Here is a 17,730-nt window from a genome sequence, read left to right as displayed (position 1 = left end):
TACCGTGGGGTGCTTCGACGCTAGGCCTCGTATGACGCAGACGCCCGGCCCGATGCACTCTCAGAAATCCGCTTCCACACGGCCTGATTCCGTCGAAACACCTTCTGATTCCGTCGAAACACACTCCCTCGAAACGCACTCCGGTGGGGCACGTTCATTCATAGCGGCCATCGCGGCTTTCGCGGTCGTGATGCTCGGCACCACGCTGCCGACTCCGCTGTACTCGATCTACGCGAAGGACCTCGGCTTCGGCGTCACCACGACGACGATCATCTTCGCCGTGTATGCGGCCGGCGTGATCGTTGCCCTGATCTGCTTCGGACGCTGGTCGGACATCCTCGGCAGGCGTCCGCTGCTGATCGCCGGCGCGATCCTCTCGGCGATCAGCGCCGTCGTCTTCCTGACCGCGGGCCCGGTCTGGCAGCTCATGATCGGACGTGTGCTCTCCGGTCTGTCGGCAGGTATCTACGCAGGTGCGGCGACCGCAGCGGTCATCGAACTCGCGCCTGCGAGCTGGCGTCACCGTGCGCCCGCACTCGCGACCGCGGCCAACATCGGCGGCCTCGGCCTCGGCCCACTCATCGCCGGACTGCTCGCGCAGTTCGCCCCGGCGCCGCTGCGCACCGCGTTCATCGTCGACCTCGTCCTGCTTGCGATCGTGTTCGTCGGCATCTGGTTCATGACCGAGCCGGTGACCCGCAAACCGGGAGTTCGTCTGTCGGTTCAGAAGCTGTCGGTGCCACCGGAGACACGCGCGGTCTTCGTGCGTGCCGCAATCGCGGCGTTCGCGGGATTCGCGGTGATGGGCACGTTCACCGGCGTGACCCCGTCGTTCGTGTCGCACGTGCTCGGCATCCACTCGCCCGCGCTCGCCGGGGGCCTGGTGTTCCTGCTGTTCGGTGCGTCTGCCGTCGCGCAGATCGCCGGTCGCGCGATCCCCACCGAACGCGCACTGATCGCGGGTTGTGCGCTCCTGGTCGTCGGCATGGCCGTTCTGGTTGGCGGACTACTCGCGGCCTCGTTCACATTGCTCGTCATCGGCGCGTTGATCGCCGGTGCGGGACAAGGCCTTTCGTTCAGCAAGGGACTCGCCGCGGTCGTCGCCGCCAGTCCTGCAGACCGTCGGGCCGAGGTGATGTCGACGTTCTTCGTCGTCGCCTACGTCGCCATCTCCATCCCGATCGTCGGCGAAGGTATCGCGGCATCTCACTGGGGCCTCAAAACGTCGGGGGTCGTGTTCAACGTGGCCGTCGGCGTGCTCGCGCTCATCGCGCTGGTGTCGACCGCCGTCGCTGTGCGGCGCGAGAACGCCCGCGCCTTCGCCTGATTCCCTTCAGGTCAACCGCCGCCGGGTAAGGCAGTCTGCGGTCGGTCAGTCCTGGAGCAGTGAGCGTCGATCCGCGCCGACGCCCTCCCCCACCAGGGCTGCGACGAGGTCGGCGAACCGACGGCTGCTTGCGAGATCCTCGACGAGCACGACGGTCCCGTCATCGTCTGCGAGCGGAATGCACCAGTTGGGGTACTGATCGCTGTCGGTGCCCGGTTGGTTCTGAATCCGACGCTCCCCGACGGCGTCGACGAGTGCCACTCCGAGCAGCACCGACGGGCTTGCCGCGATGAGCCGGTACAGCGCTTCCACCGTTTCCGCGCTCGTCAGATCGGTGTCCGGATCGAGCAGCCCGCGTGCGCGCGCCAGGTCGAGGATGGCGTCGCGGTCGCGTGCGTCACGGGCGCGTTCCTCGGACTCGGACGTCTCGAGCAGGCCGAGTTCGGCGCGCAGGTCTATGTGCTCGCCCGCCAGGTAGCCCAGCGTCGGTGGCAGGTCATGCGTGGTCACCGAGGTGAGACAGAGTTCTCGGTACTCCTCCGGCGGGATCGGCGCATACGGCCCGTGCTCGAACCACAGAATCGACGTCCCGAGGATTCCGCGCTGCGCCAGCGCGGTCTGCACCGTCGGCTCGAAGACTCCGAGATCCTCGCCGATCACCACCGCACCTGCCCGCTGCGCCTCGAGAGCCAGGATGCCGAGCAGCGCGTCGTGGTCGTAGCGGACATAAGTGCCGCCTGCGGGACCCATTCCGTCGGGAATCCACCACAGCCTGAAGAGCCCGAGGATGTGGTCGACACGGAGGCCGCCTGCATGCCGCAGAACCGTCCTCAGCATGTCGCGATAGGGCGCATACCCGGCGGCTGCGAGTCGGCCGGGATGCCACGGCGGCTGATTCCAGCCCTGCCCCTGCTGATTGAAGCCGTCGGGTGGCGCGCCGACGGTCGCACCGGAGGCCAGTACGCCACCGAGCATCCAGGCATCGGCTCCATGGCGGTCGACCCCGACGGCCAGGTCGGTGATGATCCCGATACTCATACCCGACGACGTGGCCGCATGCTGAGCCGCGGCCAACTGCTCGTCGCAGATCCACTGCAACCACATGTAGAAGTCGACGCGATCGCTGTAGCGTCGACGTACCCGCTTGAGATATCGCGGATCGGACGTCTTGGCGGGCCAATTCGTCTCGTCATTCCCGAAGCGTTCGACGAGTACACACCAGGTGGCGAAACCCTTGAGCCCTTTGCCTTCTCGCTTGCAGAACCGCAGAAACGCGTGCTCGCGACGCTTACTCCGCGGAACGTCGTGGATCAGTTCGAGCACGTCGAGTTTCGCCCGATATGACTTGTTGCGCTTGATTCTCGACGGATCGAGGTCGTCGCCGAAGAATTCCTTCTGCAGTCCCTTGATCCATTTACGTTGCGGTTTCGGCAGGGCGTCGGCCTCGGGGATGTCCTCGACCCTGATGTAGAGCGGATTGACGAAGCGACGTGTTGCGGGCAGGTATGGAGATGCCTCGACGGGTGGGCGTGGTGCCGCGGCGTGCATCGGGTTGACCTGGACGAAGTCGGCGCCGTAGACGCTGCCCGCGACCTCGCACACCTGGGCGAGGTCGGCAAAGTCGCCGACCCCCCACGACGCTGCCGAACGTACCGAGTACAGCTGTAGCGCCAGCCCCCACCGCTGGGCACCGAGGAGATCGTCTGCGGTCGATAGCCGACGTGGCGTGACGATCAAGGGTGCGGTCGCGTTGACGTCGCGCGCCGGATTGGCCCCGACGATCTCGTGATAGCCCTGCGGCAGATCCGACGGCAACGCGAACGTCGCCCGCCCGGTGAGCACACCGTCGACGTCCCGCGGCTGGGTCCACACGTCGAGCTGTGTCGGCGCGAGCGTGTCCCCCGATTCCGTTCGGATACAGACCGCGACCGGATCGCCGTGCGGAACGTGCACAGCGAACGTCGCGTCATCTCCCTCGGTGACAACGGTGACCGGAGGCAGGAACGACCGCCACGGAGCCACATCGAGTTCTGCGAGAGACTGCTCGATCTCCGTATCGGTGGCTGCCGCGACGTCGAGCGAGGCGAGCACCGCAACCAGCGTGTCCCGCGAAACCTCGTGATACTCCTGATCCCAACCGGTGTAGCCGATGCTCACTCCGCAGCGCTGTGCGAGCTCGGCCAGCCGGTCACTCACCTGATCGGTCGTCACGTCTGCATCGTCTCACCGATTCGGCGAGCACGCGCGCTCACCGACAACCTTGCGCGACGACGCAGCACGCAGTTCAATTCTTGTGACCCCGATCACTGCACACTGGGAGTACTCATGGCCGACGACACGCTCACCCTCGACCCCGCAACCACAGCATTGGTGCTCATCGAATACCAGAACGAGTTCACCAGCGACGGAGGCGTTTTGCACGACGCCGTCGCCGAGGTCATGGACTCGACGGACATGCTGGCCAACACTGTCACTCTCGTCGACAAGGCCCGTGCCGCCGGGGTGACGATCATGCACGCACCCATCACCTTCGCCCCGGGCTACGGCGAACTGACCCGGCACCCGTACGGAATCCTCAAGGGCGTCGTCGACGGCAACGCCTTCGTGAAGGGCACGTGGGGTGCCGCGATCGTCGACGACCTCGCCCCGACAGAGGGCGACATCCTCATCGAGGGCAAACGCGGACTCGATACCTTCGCGAGCACCAACATCGATTTCATCCTGCGCAGCAAGGGAATCGAGACGATCATCCTCGGCGGATTCCTCACCAACTGCTGCGTCGAGTCGACGATGCGGTCGGGTTACGAGAACGGCTACCGCGTCATCACGCTCACCGACTGCACCGCCGCGACGTCGCAGGCAGAACACGAGAACGCGATCTCGTTCGACTATCCGATGTTCTCGCTGCCCGTCGAGTCGTCGGAGGTTCTCGCGGCGCTGTGACCAGGTCGCACGCGTAGGCAGCACCGCCGCGGCGATCAGAAGAACTGGTCGCTGCGGCGGATCAGCGAGGTCGCGACGACGCTGATCAGTCCTGTCAGCACCAGGTAGCCAGCGGCCAGCCACGGCGTGCCACCCGCTGCGCCGAGCAGCGCGGTCAGGATGAGCGGCGTAAGACCCGACGCGTAGATCCCGGAGAACTGATAGACCACCGACAGCCCGGTGTAGCGGACCGGCGTCGGGTACAGGCTCGCGAACAACGTGCCCTGCGCGCCGTAGAACAGGGCGTGCACGACGCCGAACACCGCCACGAGTCCCACCGTGAACCAGACGAGGTCGGCGGTGCCGAAGAGCGCGAACACCGGGTACACCGCCACCGAGTAGGCGATCATGCCCGCCAGATACACACGCTTGGGCCCGAACCGATCGGTGAGTACTCCCGACACCGGCAACAGCACGGCCATCACCAGCGCGGCGATCGTCACCGAGATCAGAACCGAAACCTTGGGCAGGTCGAGTTGTGTTGTCGCATAAGCGATCGCGAAGACACCCCAGGTGTTGAACGCCGACCCCTCACCCCAGCGAGCGAGCAGCCCGAGCACCGTGTTGCGCGTATACGGTCGATGCACCACCTCTTTGAGCGGCGCGGACGACTTCTGGGAGAGTTCGTCGACCTCCTGGAAGGCGGGCGTCTCGTCGACCTTGAGGCGCACCACGAATCCGATGATCACCAACACGATGCTGCCGAGGAAGGCGATGCGCCAGCCGTAGGCGAGGAACGCATCGTCGTCGAAGACCACCTGCAGCAGGGCGAACACCGCCGTGCCCAGTGCGAGTCCGAGCGCCAGACCGATCTGCGGAATCGAACCGAAGAAACCTCGACGCCCCCGCGGACTGTGTTCGACGGCGAGCAGCACCGCACCCGCCCACTCCCCTCCGAGCGCGAACCCCTGTACGACGCGGAGCACCAGGAGCAGGATCGGCGCGACGATGCCGACCTGCGCGGCCGTCGGCAGCACGCCCATCAATGCGGTGGCGAGCCCCATCATCACCATCGTCAGCGCCAGCGTCTTCTTCCGGCCGATCCGGTCGCCGATGTGACCGAATACGACGCCGCCGATCGGGCGCACCACGAATCCGACAGCAAAGGTCGCGAACGTCAGCAAAGTGCCGACGAATCCACTCTGGTGCGGGAAGAACACCGTGTTGAAGACCAGACTCGCCGCGGTCGCGTACAGAAAGAAGTCGTACCACTCGACGGTCGTCCCGAGCAGGCTCGCCAGCGCGACCGTCCGCAGCCGCCGTCGCCGTTCGTCGTCTGTCTCGTCTATAGACGGCTCCGTGCTCGCGGCGTTCGTCGATCCGACGAGCCGATCAGATGAGGTCGTGGGAGTCGCAGTCACGGTTGTTCGACGCTACGCACCACTGCGCCGATGTGCCCAGACCAAAAATCACGATGATCCCAACTGGGCACGATCCCGACGAGCCGTCACCGCGCGACGCACACCACGGGTACGTCGGCGCCGAGGCCGCTCAGCGCCAGCGACTGTGCTCGCGGCGAGTAGGTGAAGTCGGTGTGCTCGGTATGGTCGCCGGCGCAGCCATTCTGGATGACGATGTTGTCGACGCGTGCACCGGGACCAGGTGTCAGAAACGACGCCGTGTACGGCGTGGAGACCTCGTCGTAGATCGTGGTGAGGACCGTGTAGTCGATTCCCGGCAGAGTGTCACCGCCGCGGTTGAGTCGAGTGATGAACGCCGACCCCACCTGCTGATCGGCACCACCGGGGCCCGATGCCGCGCCGACCTCGGAGCTTATGTCGATGCCCGCCGCCTGCAGATCGTTCTCGAGACCGACCAATCCGTCCATCGTCGTGCCATGATTCGTCGCGACCATCGTCACCACGTGAGATACCTTGTTGCGCTGCGGATTCGACGCATCAGCACCACCGTGGAATTTCAGGTACCCGCGCGCGATGACACCGCCCTGCGAGTGGCCGACGAGATCGACCTGGCGCGCACCGGTCGCCCGCAGCACCCGATCGACGAAACCAGCGAGCTGCGCCGACGACTCGTCGACGTGCCCTGCGCCGTACTCGCCGCCATGCTGCCGTGCAGGTATTCCGCCACCATCGCGCGCAGACAGAATTCCGAGTTCTGGTGCAAAGACACAGAATCCGTGCCCAGCAAGCATCGGCGCAAAGCCCGCCCACGTCTGATACGCCGATTCCCAGGTTCCATGTACCAGAACGACGGGACGCGGATGGGCAGCAGATGGCCGGCATGCCCAGTTGTTCGCGCCCGGTGGATTCGCTTCGGGATTCGAGAATCGCGCCGCCGCACGGAAGTCGGACTGCACGGGACCCGTACCAACGGGGTCTGCACCGACGCTCGTCGCCGCATCCGCTGTCGGTGCGAGTATCGCTGCGGCCACGAGCACCGCAAACGCTGCCGCGACGACAGTCGACCCGATACGACGTGAACGAATCGGATAAATACGAAATCTGTTGCGTAACATTGATTCCCCCCGGAATTGACTCTTCTCAATCGGAAATTCGGGATTGAGCATAAGGGCAATCGGAGGTCGCCGGACCAGTCATGTGGTGGGTCAGTAGTTGAATGCCCAGTGTGTCGACGCTCGCATTGCGTACCCAGATTGTGGCCGCCGATACCAGCGAGCCGAAATACCGGGCAATCCGGAAATACCAAGCGATTTGGCGTGCCGATCACTACTCGAAGAGAACTCCAGGGTTGAGCAGCCCCGCCGGGTCGAGCGCAGTCTTGATCGCCTTCATCGTGTCGAGGTCTACGGCCGATCGGCCGAGTCCGGTCCACGCAACCTTCGCGCGGCCGATCCCATGTTCGGCGCTGATGCTGCCGCCATGCGCGGAGACAACTCGAAACACCCTGTCAGTCAACGATTCCACCGATTCCTCAGCGACGTCGAGCAGGTTCACATGAATATTGCCGTCGCCCACGTGCCCGAAAAGGATTGGCCGACAATCGTCGTCATCGGCAATCGCGGCGAGCTCAGCGAAGGCTGCAGGCAATGCCCGCAGGGGAACCGAGACGTCGAGCTTGACGACCGGCGTCGTCGTCGACCGTGCTATGGATTCGGTATGGCTTTCACGCACGAGCCACAGATCGCGCGCAGGCCCCGGTTCCACCACCGCATCGACGACGCCCGGCTGACCGTCGAGCACTTGCAGCACAACGTCTTCCGCGTCATGCGGACCCGAGACCTCCAGGAGGACATAGAACTGGGCGGGGCTCGACACGGGCCGTCGGACTCCGTGGTCGTGCACGAGATCGACACCTGCCTGAGTCATGATCTCCGCAGCCTCTGTGGTCAGCCCGGCGTCGGAGACGGCGTCGATCAAGGCGAGCGCCACCGATACGTCGTCGATGGCAGCGACGAACACGACAGTCGCACCGGTCGTCGGAACCAGGCGGACGAGCACGCGCGTGATGACAGCCAACGTGCCCTCACTCCCCGCGAGCAGACCCGGAACATCGTATCCCACATTGTCTTTCACGAGACTGCGCCACCGGCGCAGGATCTGTCCGTCGGCGCGCACGGCCTCGATCCCGAGTAGCTGACTGCGGGTGTTGCCATGCCGGATCATTCGAGTGCCGCCCGCGTTGGTCGCCACCATTCCACCGAGCGTTGCCGATTCACGCGACGCGAGGTCGACGCCGAACCGGAGACCGGCGCTCGACGCCCGCGCGTCGAGCGCCGCGAGTGTCACCCCTGCCTGCACGCCGACACTGCGGCCCACGGTGTCGATCTCGTCGATGTCGGTCATACGTGCGGTGGAGAGCACGATCGCAGGAGTCGACGCATCGGCGGGCGGAATCGACCCGCCGACGAGTCCGGTATTGCCGCCCTGCGGGCAGATCGCGATACCTTCGTCGGCGCACAGCCCGACGACCGCGGCGACCTCGTCAGCGGTGAGGGGACGAACAACCGCGACGGCGGAGCCGGTCCAGCGACCGGTCCAGTCGGTGAGGTAACCCGCCATCGCGTCGGCGTCGGTGAGGACGTGCGACGACCCGACTATCTCGCCAAGTCTCTCGCTGAGACTGCGCGAGACGTCGGGTCTGCCGCTTGCGGAATCGACGGGATCAGGAGCCACCTCCCGATTATGCGGGCTTGATGGCCTCCGCGATCGGCGTGGAGCCGTCGTTGAATTCGATGAACGTGCCGATAGTCGACGGCTCGGCGATCACGGCGGCCGCAACCTGCGCGACGTTGTCGCGGCTGGTGTGACCCTTCTTCCAGTCACCCTTGTGCGTGACGTCGATGCGGCCGGTGCCGGGGTCGTTCGTGAGTCCACTCGGCCCGAGAATGGTCCACTCCAGGTCGGTCTTCTTCAGATACTCGTCGGCCTCAGCCTTCGATTCCGCGTATGCGTAGAACGAATCATCCTCCGGCACACCGTGATCAGGGCCGGCCCCGAAGTAGGAGACCATGATGTATCGGTCGACGCCTGCCGATTTTGCCGCGTCCATCGACCGAATGGCCGCGTCGCGATCGACGGCGTAGGTGCGCTCCGGACTTCCGCCACCAGCACCCGCCGACCACACCACGACGTCCTGGCCGGCCAGGACCGAAGCGAGGCCCGCCGTGTCGAGCTTCTCGACGTCTGCGAGCAGCGGTTCCGCGCCGGTTGCTGAGACGTCGTCGGACTGGGCGTCGTTACGAATGACGGAGGTGACCTTGTCTCCCCCGTCGCTCAGGATCTTGGCCAGTCGCAGTGCGATCTTGCCGTGTCCGCCGATGATGATCACCTGGGTCATGAGAGTCCTCGATTCGTCGGTGAATGTGTCGCCATATCCAACGTACCGACGCCGACGGGTCATCCCGGCCGGAGCGCCGACGCCCTCAGGCGAACACCGTTCGCCGAGTTTACGATTGATTACTTAGCATCAAGCAACTATATTGATCGTGTCTGGGTCCCTTGACCGACTTCCCGTCATCTGGACTTTCGTAGGCCCCAGAAATCGAGCCCAGTCATCTATTGACCAACCGTTATCGACAAACGAAACCAATCGAGAAGGTGATCACGCTGTCCGACTCCACTTCGCTCGTCTCCACGTCGCTCGACGGAGCGGGCACAAAAGATGTCGCAGTGCTTCATCACCACCTTGTTCGCGTCACCCGCGCACTCCGCACCAGCGGAACCGGCAACCTCAGCGTCGGCACGGCATCGGCCCTCTGGACGATCAACGCCCACGGCCCGCTGCGCATGTCGGCGCTCGCCGAGCGTGAGGCGGTCGCACTGCCGACGGTCTCGCGCCTCGTCGCGAACCTCGAACAACTCGGGTACGTGACCAGGACACCCGATCCCGAAGACGGTCGCGCGCGCCTCCTGGTGGCAACTCCAGAAGGCGCGGATGTGATCACGCACGCCCGTACCAAAAAGGCGCAGTTACTCGGAGCCGCGATGGAGCGACTCGATTCGCAGCAGCAGGAGCGCGTCCACGCGGCCATCGAAGATCTCGCCGACGCCCTGGCCGAAGAGATCTCGACCTGACGGGCCCTCACGTCCCTTCGACTTCTCCACTACCGAGAAATCTCGACTACCAGCCATGACTTTGCAGAAGGATTCACATGACCACTGCGGTTAACGACGCCGGGTCCGCGCAACCGGCGCAGTCTCCCACTCACGATCCCCACTACAAGTGGATCGCGCTGTCGAATACGACGCTCGGCATGCTGATCGCGACGATCAACTCGTCGATCGTGCTCATCGCGCTCCCCGACATCTTCAAGGGCATAAATCTCAATCCGCTTCTCCCCGAGAACACCAGCTATCTGCTGTGGATGATGATGGGATTCCTCGTCGTCACGGCCGTGCTGGTGGTGAGCTTCGGCCGCCTCGGTGACATGTTCGGCCGTGCGCGGATGTACAACATGGGCTTCGCCATCTTCACCGTCTCGTCGATCCTGTTGGCGATCACCTGGTTCGACGGAAGCGAGGCGGCCATCTGGCTGATCTTCTGGCGCATCATCCAGGGTGTCGGAGGCGCGTTCCTGATGGCCAACTCGTCGGCCATCCTCACCGACGCCTTCCCGCCGAACCAGCGAGGTCTGGCGATGGGCATCAACGGTGTCGCCGCCATCGCGGGCTCGTTCCTCGGCCTTCTGGTCGGTGGTCTGCTCGCGCCGATCCAGTGGCACTACATCTTCCTGGTCTCGGTGCCCTTCGGCGTCGTCGGAACCATCTGGGCGTACCTCAAGCTGCGCGACACCGGCGTTCGCAAGCACTCGAAGATGGACTGGTGGGGCAACGTGACCTTCGCCGTCGGTCTGGTCGCGATCCTCATCGCCATCACCTACGGCATCCAGCCTTATGGCGGCTCCAACATGGGATGGGGCAACCCCTGGGTCCTCACGGGGCTCATCGGTGGCGCGCTCGTCCTGGCGATCTTCGTACTGATCGAGACCAAGGTCGCGAGCCCGCTCTTCGAGCTTTCGCTGTTCAGGAATCGTTCCTTCGCCTTCGGTAACCTCGCCAACCTGATGGCGTCGATCGGTCGTGGCGGTCTGCAGTTCCTGCTCATCATCTGGCTGCAGGGAATCTGGTTGCCGCAGCACGGCTACGACTACAGCCGAACCCCCTTGTGGGCTGGTATCTACATGGTTCCGATGACCATCGGCTTCCTCCTCAGCGCACCGGTGTCGGGCGCCCTCAGCGACAAGCTGGGCACCAAGTGGTTCACCACGCTCGGCATGCTCATCACGGCAGGCACTTTCGCCGCACTGATCGCCATCCCGGTCGACTTCGACTACTGGGTATTCGCGTTGATCCTGCTGATCAACGGCGTCGGCATGGGCTTGTTCGCCTCGCCCAACCGCGCGGAGGTCATGAACAGCCTTCCGATCACGTCTCGTGGTTCCGGCGCGGGCATGATGACGACGTTCCAGAACGCCGCGATGGTGTTGTCGATCGGCCTGTTCTTCTCGCTGATGATCGCGGGCCTCAGCCAGCACCTGCCGTCGGCCATGTACAGCGGCCTCACGTCCAACGGCATGCCGTCCGACGCTGCCAACGGGATCGCACACCTACCGACCGTCGGCATTCTGTTCGCGGCATTCCTCGGCTACAACCCGATCAAGGAGGTGGGCGGACAGGCACTGCAGGGATTGCCGCAGGCCAGCGTCGACCACCTCACCGGGCTCGACTTCTTCCCGCACCTGATCAGCGATCCGTTCTCCGACGGCCTCACCGCGGCGTTCACGTTCGCCATGATCTGCTGCGTGATCGGCGCGATCGCGTCGCTGTTCACCGGCAGCAAGAAGATGAAGGTCGAGTCGGTCGACGGCACTGCCGCGGAGTCGCGTAAGCCTGCCGAATCACTTGGCGAGGAGCTCGCCGCGGTCGCGGCCGACGCGAGCGAGATGCCCGGCGAGCTGGTGACTCCCGACTCGTCGCGTCGTTCCTGACGGCGCGCCCCGCCCGCGGGTCGAGCCCGATCCGCTGGTCGAGTTTGCCCCGCTGGTCGAGCTTGTCGAGACCCCCCGGGGCGCCTGGCTCGGTAGATGTGTGTCGTTTGTGAAGATGTGGGTGCTGCAGCACCCACATCTTTACGTTCGACACATATTTGGGCCGGAGCGGCCCCACTCCGCTGGTCGAGCTTGCCCCGCCGGTCGAGCTTCCCCCGCTGGTCGAGCTTGTCGAGACCACCCACCCGCCGGTCGAGCCACACCCGCCGGGTCGAGCCTGTCGAGACCACCCGCCCGCCGGCCGAGCTCACGCCCGCTGGTCGAGCTTGCCCCGCCGGCCGAGTTTGCCCCGCTGGTCGAGCTTGTCGAGACCACCCGCCCGCCGGTCGAGCTTCCCCGCTGGTCGAGCTTGTCGAGACCACCCGCCCGCCGGTCGAGCCACACCCGCCGGGTCGAGCCCGATCCGCTGGTCGAGCTCACACCCGCTGGTCGAGCTTGTCGAGACCACCCTCAGTCGTGGAACTCGTTCCTCGGGAGGCGTGCACGGGCGTCGGCCGACCAACGTGCCGCGCGGACCCGCAGGTTCCAGCGAGCAGGGGGCACGGTGAACTCCATCCACCGACCGTCGCCGAGCCAGAGCGCCCAGAGGTCCTCGTCGGGAAAGTCGCCCATCCGCACGTAGATCCGTTCACCCGCTGCGGTCGCGGTCAGCCAGCCCTGGTCGGTCGGGTCGTCGATGAAGTCTGCCTCTGCGGCGAGTACCGATTCCAAGTCGACGACGCGGTCGGCGCGACTCACCATTGCTCTCCCCCTTTGTTGATTCACGCTCGGTTGATCCGCTCGGCGCCCCCGCGCCGCCTCGATTTCCGACTATCAGATCGTCAGTCGTCGAGCCCCACGCTGCTCACCGCGGCCACGACCTCACGGCAGAACTCACGGCCCTCGCGCAACGGGACGATGCCGGTCGTGTGGACCAGGTAGGCAACGTTCCCGCGGGCAAAGACCTCGTACCTCAGCGCGCAGAACCTACGCTCCCCGAGATCGAGGTACGTCCCGGTCTGCAGCGATGCCCCCTCCGTCCGAAAGCCTCGAGGAGTGGTGACGACGTCGTCTTCGTCCCAATCAGGCAGGGCGCGGGCTTCGACGGGCGCGTGGTCGAGCAACGCACCGAGGTCGGTGTGATGGTCGACGATGAACCGGGTGAGCACGATCGCGATGGTGCCTTCGCAGCCGTTCCCCGCGACGAAGAGCCGCAGACATCCCGGCGACTGAGCGGCTTCCCAGGCGTCGTCGAGGTCGATGGTGATCTCGCCGGGCACCGACATCGGATCGGTGACCCGCCGCGCGGAGACCGCCATGCGGGTGAGTCGATCGAGGATCGGGACCGGCGCATCAGCTGCCGACCGTGCGGACTCCGCTGACCGACGCCGCCGTGTCGCAGCAGTGCTGCGCGGCGCGTTCGCGGCGTGCCCACCCAGTCGAGTCGACGTCGCGCCGGGCCGATCGCGGCGAGTCATCCGGGTGAAGAACTCGCCCGTTCGCGTGTCGAATTCACCCGTGCAGGCGCCGAAGTCGACCGGGTCGGCAACCCCCGTCGAGTCGTCTGCGCGCTCGGCAGGGGCCCCAACCTCATACGGATCCGCGGCCTGCACGGCCTCCGGTGTGTGGATCGGTTCGGTGAGCGCGGCCTGCTCGCTCGACCCGGCGGGGTCGGGCGTATCCGGGTCGGTCTGCACGAGGAGCCGGGTCACCGGTACGGCATCGCTGTCAACGGACACCGGACAATGGTACGCACGTAACAATCCCGGTGACCATCTCACGCGAGAGTTGGACGCCCCACACTGGTATTGAATCCGCTGAAATGAATCCTACTGTCGCGCTGGCGAATTCACGGGTGGGTCGTTTGCCGTACTCAGAAGCCCGATGAGCCGCCATCCGACTTCGACGATCGCGATGCCCGGAAGAGCATGTAGCCGCCGTAGATGGCCAGCGCGAAGAGTCCGATCCAGAAGAGTCCCTTGAGTACCGGGCCGATGATCGCGAGCGCAATCAGCGCCACGACGACGATCCCGAGAATCTTCCAGAAGCCCATTCCCGAGCCGTTGTTGTTAGTGCCGTTCGACGATGTGCTGGTGCTGTCATATGAAGTGGTCATGACTCCACGATGCGTGAGATCTGCGGGGAAATCACCTGTTCGGAGCCGATCTGGGGGAAAGATCAGGGGCATCCCCGAGCCGGCTGCGGTGCGGTGTAACTCCACCCCAACGACCCCGGATGCCGCCACGCGCACCGGTCTCGGAACCAGCCGATACAGATGTCGGCGATCAATTCTGCAGAGGCGCTGACGAGATAGCCGTGGGTGCAGTCGTCGAAGCGGTCATCGAGGCGCCACCGGTTTCGCAACGACCGCGGCACCGAGTAGCCGGCAAGTCGTGGATGCTCCATCAGGTCCGTCGAGAGTCTCACCAGGTAGACGCCGCCATGTAAGACGTGCACTTGAGCGCATTCCACGTCGGATTCAGGCGTGAGGGTGGTGTCGAGACCCGCGGGTCCGAGATCGAGTACGGCCGCGTTCGGCATCGCGCGCAGCTCTTCGATCAGCCACGTTCTCGCCTCGGCCCAGGCATGCTCAGCGGACGGCCCGCGCGACACATTGTGCGAAGTAGGGGTGTTCATGCTGCCATGCCTCGTTTCGGCGATCGGATGCGTTCTTACACGCGCACATGACAGTGAAGCACCCACCACTGACAGATTCGCCGAACACGCGTTCGGCAGCGTCGTGTCGCGGCTACTTCTTCTCCGGCTCGTCGCGACCGAGGGCCGCGTCGGTCTGCGCGTCCGCATAGCCGGGCTTCACGACCCAGTTGGCCTCCACGCCGTCGGCGCGCTTCTGCGCCTCGTACTCCTCGGCGATGTTCTCGTTGTCGACGGTGACCAGCGGCGACCCGCCGAATTCCCGATACAACGCGAACACGACCAGCACCAACCCGAGCGCGGCGCACACCCAGGTGCTACCCGGGCCGCTCGACCAGCCACGATCGACGACGTCGACGATCGCCCACACAACGCCGACCAGTCCGATGCCCACCAGCACCGCGAAGACACCCTTACCACGCATCGATCGCACCTTTCGCCTGCATGTTTCTGCCTGCACACTCGACCCCGATCGGTCATAGCCGATCCTGCCACGGCACCACGAGACCGGATGTGCGACGGCACGACTCGGCCGGCCACGGCAAAATGGCCTCATGCCGATTCCCGGATTCATCACCGAACTGCGCTCCCACGTCGGGCATATGCCGCTGTGGCTCTCCGGTGTGAGTGGAGTGGTCCGTGACGATCACGGGCGGATTCTGCTCACTCAGCGCGCCGATACCGGCGAATGGGCGGTCGTGTCCGGCGTGCTCGAACCGGGAGAAGAGCCCGCGCGCGCGATCATCCGGGAGATCGCCGAGGAAACCGCCGTCGACGCGGAGGTAGTTCGATTGACCAGTATCGACGTCACTCCGATGGTCACCTACCCCAATGGCGATCAGACGCAATACCTCGACGTGTGTTTCCTGGTCCGCCACCTCGCAGGCACGCCACGCGCAGCCGACGACGAGAACACCGACGTCGCGTGGTTCGCGCCAGATTCGTTGCCCGCGAACCTGTCCGAGACATCGAAGCTGCGCATCGAGAAGGCGCTAGCAGACACCGCGGAGACGTGGTTTCGGCGCTGAGTCAACTCCGCCGACATCGCGAGATCGCCGAGTCGGCCGCCGACTCACGCGTGAGGTCGATCACGCGCATCGGCCCCGACGCGATGCGTTTGTGATGCGGCGTTGTCCGACTGCTCGTGATCGACACCGGACGGTGACCTTCGGATCGGAATAGCGCCACGGTTGCTGCGCCTTGAAGCAGTTATGGCCGATTCAACGAACTCAGACTCATCGACTACTGACTCAGCGAAGACACCGACCAACGAGAACACCCTCGACATCGAGTCGGCCGCCGTCACCGCGCGGCAGGCCGTGGCCAACGAGTACGGCGAACCGTCGACGGTCGTCGAGATCGTGAAGGCCGAATTGCCACTCCCCGACCCGGGACAAGTCGTCATCGATGTCACGGCGATCGGCGTCAATCCCGCCGACGCCAAGACGGTGCGCGGAGTGATGGGCACCGACGAATCGAAACTTCCCATCCCCATCGGCAACGAACTCGCAGGTGTCGTCCGTGCGGTCGGCGATCCACTCGACGGTCAGACACCCAGCTTCGCGGTCGGCGACGAGGTCGTCGCGTACCCGATCTCCGGCGCCTACGCCGACCACGTCGTCGTCAACGAGAAGTCGGTCCACATCAAACCGGCAGGACTCGACGACGAACATGCGGCAAGTCTCCTGCTGGCAGGTGTCACCGCAGCCGACGCGATTGCCACCGCAGGCGTGCAGGCCGACGACACCGTGCTCATCCACGGCGGCGCCGGAGCCGTCGGCGTGATCGCGGTGCAGTTGGCAGGCAAGATCGGGGCAACCGTCATCGCCACCGCCGCGCCCGCCAATCACGACCATCTGCGCGAACTCGGGGCCATCCCTGTCGCGTACGGCGACGGCCTTCTCGAGCGTGTGCAAGCGGCTGCAGAAAATCCGGTCACCGTGGCCATCGACACGGTCGGCACCGACGAGGCTGTCGACGTGTCGCTCGCTCTGGTCGACGACCGCGACCGCATCGTCAGCATCGCGGCGTTCGGGCGCGGCGACGACGGCATCGTGCTGATCGACGGTTCCACGCCGCAGAGCAAAGAGAACCGCAGTAACGCAATCGACGGCCTGATCGCCGACGCGGCATCGGGCGCTCTGGTGACAGATGTCGCCGGGACGTATCCGTTGGACCAAGCCGCCAAGGCGCTCGACGACATCTTGTCGTCGCATCCGCGCGGCAAGTTCGTGTTGCTGCCCTGACCCCTTCAGATCCATCTATCTCGCCAGGGGTAGGCCTCGGCCACGACGCCGCGCATGCAGACCGAGCGTGCGCGGAATCCCCCGGCGATCGTGTTTCCCATTAGTTCCGTAGACGCGAAAGGTGTTCCATGACAGTCCCACTCATCACTCTCAACAACGGCGTCGAGATCCCGCAGCTCGGTTTCGGCGTGTTCCAGATCGAGCCGGAGAAGACGGTCGACGCAGTGCGCACTGCCCTGGACGTCGGATACCGCCACATCGACACGGCCGAGATGTACGGCAACGAGAAGGAGGTCGGTGAGGGCGTCAACGGGTCCGACGTCCCACGCGACCAGGTGTTCATCACCAGCAAGCTCAACAACGGATTCCACGCGTACGACGACGCGCTCAAGGCCACCGACCAGACGCTCGCCGACCTCGGCGTCGACGCCGTCGACCTGTTTCTGATCCACTGGCCGCTGCCGGAGGTCGGAGATTTCGTCGAAACGTGGAAGGCGCTCGAGAAGATCTACGCCGACGGCAAGGCGCGGGCTATCGGAGTGTCGAATTTTCAGAAGCACCACCTCGAGCGGCTGTTCGCCGAGACCGAGATCGTCCCCGCGGTCAATCAGATCGAGGTGCACCCCTATCTGACGCAGGACGATCTGCGTGCGTTCAACGCCGACCACGGCATCGCGACCGAGGCATGGTCGCCGATCGCACAGGGCGACGTCCTCGACGATCCGGTCCTGAAGAAGATCGCCGAGGAGAAGGGCAAGTCGACCGCCCAGGTCACCCTGCGGTGGCACATCCAGCGCGGCGACATCATCTTCCCCAAGTCGGTCACCCGCTCGCGCGTCGAGGAGAACTTCGACCTCTTCGACTTCGAGCTGTCCGGCGACGACGTCGCAGCCATCGACGGCCTCAACAAGAACAAGCGCCGCGGCCCCGATCCGGACACCTTCAACTACGTGCCCTGACCTGCGGCGCACGCCGGTTTCGCTCCCGCTCGGCCCACCAGCCGAGCGGGAGCGTCGTATTCACCGACCGAGCCCCACCCGCTGATCGAGCTTGTCGAGATCCACCCGCCGACC

Annotated in this window: 17 protein-coding genes; 7 read left to right on the top strand and 10 right to left on the bottom strand. The window is 65.1% G+C overall.

Features of this window, described 5'->3' with window-relative positions; translation table 11 throughout:
- Nucleotides 1-31: 31 nt before the first annotated feature.
- Complete coding sequence (locus ABW18_RS10865; protein WP_082938136.1) at nucleotides 32-1,327, top strand: MFS transporter; 1,296 nt, start codon at nucleotides 32-34, stop codon at nucleotides 1,325-1,327.
- Between the two features lie 45 nt (nucleotides 1,328-1,372).
- Here ABW18_RS10865 and malQ read toward each other — a convergent pair whose 3' ends face one another.
- A complete protein-coding gene (gene malQ / locus ABW18_RS10860) occupies nucleotides 1,373-3,538 on the bottom strand; it encodes a 4-alpha-glucanotransferase (RefSeq protein ID WP_049698956.1) in 2,166 nt (721 codons plus the stop codon).
- 114 nt (nucleotides 3,539-3,652) lie between these two features.
- Between malQ and ABW18_RS10855 the strand changes: the two genes are divergently transcribed.
- Complete coding sequence (locus tag ABW18_RS10855) at nucleotides 3,653-4,270, top strand: cysteine hydrolase family protein (protein WP_049698955.1); 618 nt, start codon at nucleotides 3,653-3,655, stop codon at nucleotides 4,268-4,270.
- A gap of 35 nt (nucleotides 4,271-4,305) precedes the next feature.
- Here ABW18_RS10855 and ABW18_RS10850 read toward each other — a convergent pair whose 3' ends face one another.
- From ABW18_RS10850 to ABW18_RS10835, 4 genes are all read right to left on the bottom strand, one after another.
- The gene (locus tag ABW18_RS10850; RefSeq protein ID WP_049698954.1) at nucleotides 4,306-5,670 is read right to left on the bottom strand and encodes an MFS transporter; all 1,365 of its coding nucleotides are present in this window, start codon (nucleotides 5,668-5,670) and stop codon (nucleotides 4,306-4,308) included.
- An 86-nt stretch (nucleotides 5,671-5,756) separates the two neighbouring features.
- A complete protein-coding gene (locus tag ABW18_RS10845; RefSeq protein ID WP_049699067.1) occupies nucleotides 5,757-6,785 on the bottom strand; it encodes an esterase/lipase family protein in 1,029 nt (342 codons plus the stop codon).
- Nucleotides 6,786-6,996: 211 nt separating this feature from the next.
- Nucleotides 6,997-8,403, bottom strand: coding sequence for an FAD-binding oxidoreductase (locus tag ABW18_RS10840; RefSeq protein WP_049698953.1), 1,407 nt, complete (start codon nucleotides 8,401-8,403; stop codon nucleotides 6,997-6,999).
- A 7-nt stretch (nucleotides 8,404-8,410) separates the two neighbouring features.
- A complete protein-coding gene (locus ABW18_RS10835) occupies nucleotides 8,411-9,067 on the bottom strand; it encodes an SDR family oxidoreductase (RefSeq protein WP_049699066.1) in 657 nt (218 codons plus the stop codon).
- A gap of 260 nt (nucleotides 9,068-9,327) precedes the next feature.
- Here ABW18_RS10835 and ABW18_RS10830 point away from each other — a divergent pair, with 260 nt between their 5' ends.
- The gene (locus ABW18_RS10830; protein WP_152930056.1) at nucleotides 9,328-9,804 is read left to right on the top strand and encodes a MarR family winged helix-turn-helix transcriptional regulator; all 477 of its coding nucleotides are present in this window, start codon (nucleotides 9,328-9,330) and stop codon (nucleotides 9,802-9,804) included.
- 77 nt (nucleotides 9,805-9,881) lie between these two features.
- Nucleotides 9,882-11,717, top strand: a complete 1,836-nt coding sequence (locus tag ABW18_RS10825; RefSeq protein ID WP_049698952.1) for an MFS transporter — start codon at nucleotides 9,882-9,884, stop codon at nucleotides 11,715-11,717.
- 510 nt (nucleotides 11,718-12,227) lie between these two features.
- Here ABW18_RS10825 and ABW18_RS10815 read toward each other — a convergent pair.
- The 5 genes from ABW18_RS10815 to ABW18_RS10795 all read right to left on the bottom strand — a co-directional run bounded on the left by ABW18_RS10815 (nucleotide 12,228) and on the right by ABW18_RS10795 (nucleotide 14,835).
- Entirely contained in the window at nucleotides 12,228-12,518 is a 291-nt protein-coding gene (locus ABW18_RS10815) for a hypothetical protein (protein WP_049698950.1), read from the bottom strand.
- Between the two features lie 80 nt (nucleotides 12,519-12,598).
- Nucleotides 12,599-13,495, bottom strand: coding sequence for a hypothetical protein (locus tag ABW18_RS10810; RefSeq protein ID WP_049698949.1), 897 nt, complete (start codon nucleotides 13,493-13,495; stop codon nucleotides 12,599-12,601).
- Nucleotides 13,496-13,629: 134 nt separating this feature from the next.
- Entirely contained in the window at nucleotides 13,630-13,872 is a 243-nt protein-coding gene (locus ABW18_RS10805; RefSeq protein ID WP_049698948.1) for a hypothetical protein, read from the bottom strand.
- 62 nt (nucleotides 13,873-13,934) lie between these two features.
- Nucleotides 13,935-14,393: a nitrogenase component 1 family protein gene (locus ABW18_RS10800; RefSeq protein ID WP_049698947.1), complete on the bottom strand. Its 459-nt coding sequence runs from the start codon at nucleotides 14,391-14,393 to the stop codon at nucleotides 13,935-13,937.
- 112 nt (nucleotides 14,394-14,505) lie between these two features.
- Nucleotides 14,506-14,835, bottom strand: a complete 330-nt coding sequence (locus ABW18_RS10795; RefSeq protein ID WP_049699064.1) for a hypothetical protein — start codon at nucleotides 14,833-14,835, stop codon at nucleotides 14,506-14,508.
- 130 nt (nucleotides 14,836-14,965) lie between these two features.
- Between ABW18_RS10795 and ABW18_RS10790 the strand changes: the two genes are divergently transcribed.
- From ABW18_RS10790 to ABW18_RS10780, 3 genes are all read left to right on the top strand, one after another.
- On the top strand, nucleotides 14,966-15,439 hold the full coding sequence (locus ABW18_RS10790; RefSeq protein WP_049698946.1) for an NUDIX hydrolase: 474 nt from the start codon (nucleotides 14,966-14,968) through the stop codon (nucleotides 15,437-15,439).
- Between the two features lie 183 nt (nucleotides 15,440-15,622).
- On the top strand, nucleotides 15,623-16,657 hold the full coding sequence (locus ABW18_RS10785; RefSeq protein ID WP_049698945.1) for an NADP-dependent oxidoreductase: 1,035 nt from the start codon (nucleotides 15,623-15,625) through the stop codon (nucleotides 16,655-16,657).
- A 128-nt stretch (nucleotides 16,658-16,785) separates the two neighbouring features.
- On the top strand, nucleotides 16,786-17,616 hold the full coding sequence (locus tag ABW18_RS10780) for an aldo/keto reductase (protein ID WP_049698944.1): 831 nt from the start codon (nucleotides 16,786-16,788) through the stop codon (nucleotides 17,614-17,616).
- Nucleotides 17,617-17,730 lie beyond the last annotated feature (114 nt).

This window comes from Gordonia jacobaea (assembly GCF_001186365.1).
GTDB lineage: Bacteria > Actinomycetota > Actinomycetes > Mycobacteriales > Mycobacteriaceae > Gordonia > Gordonia jacobaea.
The sequence above is the reverse complement of the archived record's forward strand: the minus strand, read 5'-3'. Positions and strand labels throughout refer to the sequence as shown.

Bases quoted from the DNA above. Each gene is read 5' to 3' on its own strand.
- ABW18_RS10865 (WP_082938136.1), top strand. From the start codon at position 32: ATGACGCAGACGCCCGGCCCGATGCACTCTCAGAAATCCGCTTCCACA.
- ABW18_RS10855 (WP_049698955.1), top strand. From the start codon at position 3,653: ATGGCCGACGACACGCTCACCCTCGACCCCGCAACCACAGCATTGGTG.
- ABW18_RS10845 (WP_049699067.1), bottom strand. From the start codon at position 6,785: ATGTTACGCAACAGATTTCGTATTTATCCGATTCGTTCACGTCGTATC.
- ABW18_RS10835 (WP_049699066.1), bottom strand. From the start codon at position 9,067: ATGACCCAGGTGATCATCATCGGCGGACACGGCAAGATCGCACTGCGA.
- ABW18_RS10825 (WP_049698952.1), top strand. From the start codon at position 9,882: ATGACCACTGCGGTTAACGACGCCGGGTCCGCGCAACCGGCGCAGTCT.
- ABW18_RS10815 (WP_049698950.1), bottom strand. From the start codon at position 12,518: ATGGTGAGTCGCGCCGACCGCGTCGTCGACTTGGAATCGGTACTCGCC.
- ABW18_RS10805 (WP_049698948.1), bottom strand. From the start codon at position 13,872: ATGACCACTTCATATGACAGCACCAGCACATCGTCGAACGGCACTAAC.
- ABW18_RS10800 (WP_049698947.1), bottom strand. From the start codon at position 14,393: ATGAACACCCCTACTTCGCACAATGTGTCGCGCGGGCCGTCCGCTGAG.
- ABW18_RS10795 (WP_049699064.1), bottom strand. From the start codon at position 14,835: ATGCGTGGTAAGGGTGTCTTCGCGGTGCTGGTGGGCATCGGACTGGTC.
- ABW18_RS10790 (WP_049698946.1), top strand. From the start codon at position 14,966: ATGCCGATTCCCGGATTCATCACCGAACTGCGCTCCCACGTCGGGCAT.
- ABW18_RS10785 (WP_049698945.1), top strand. From the start codon at position 15,623: ATGGCCGATTCAACGAACTCAGACTCATCGACTACTGACTCAGCGAAG.
- ABW18_RS10780 (WP_049698944.1), top strand. From the start codon at position 16,786: ATGACAGTCCCACTCATCACTCTCAACAACGGCGTCGAGATCCCGCAG.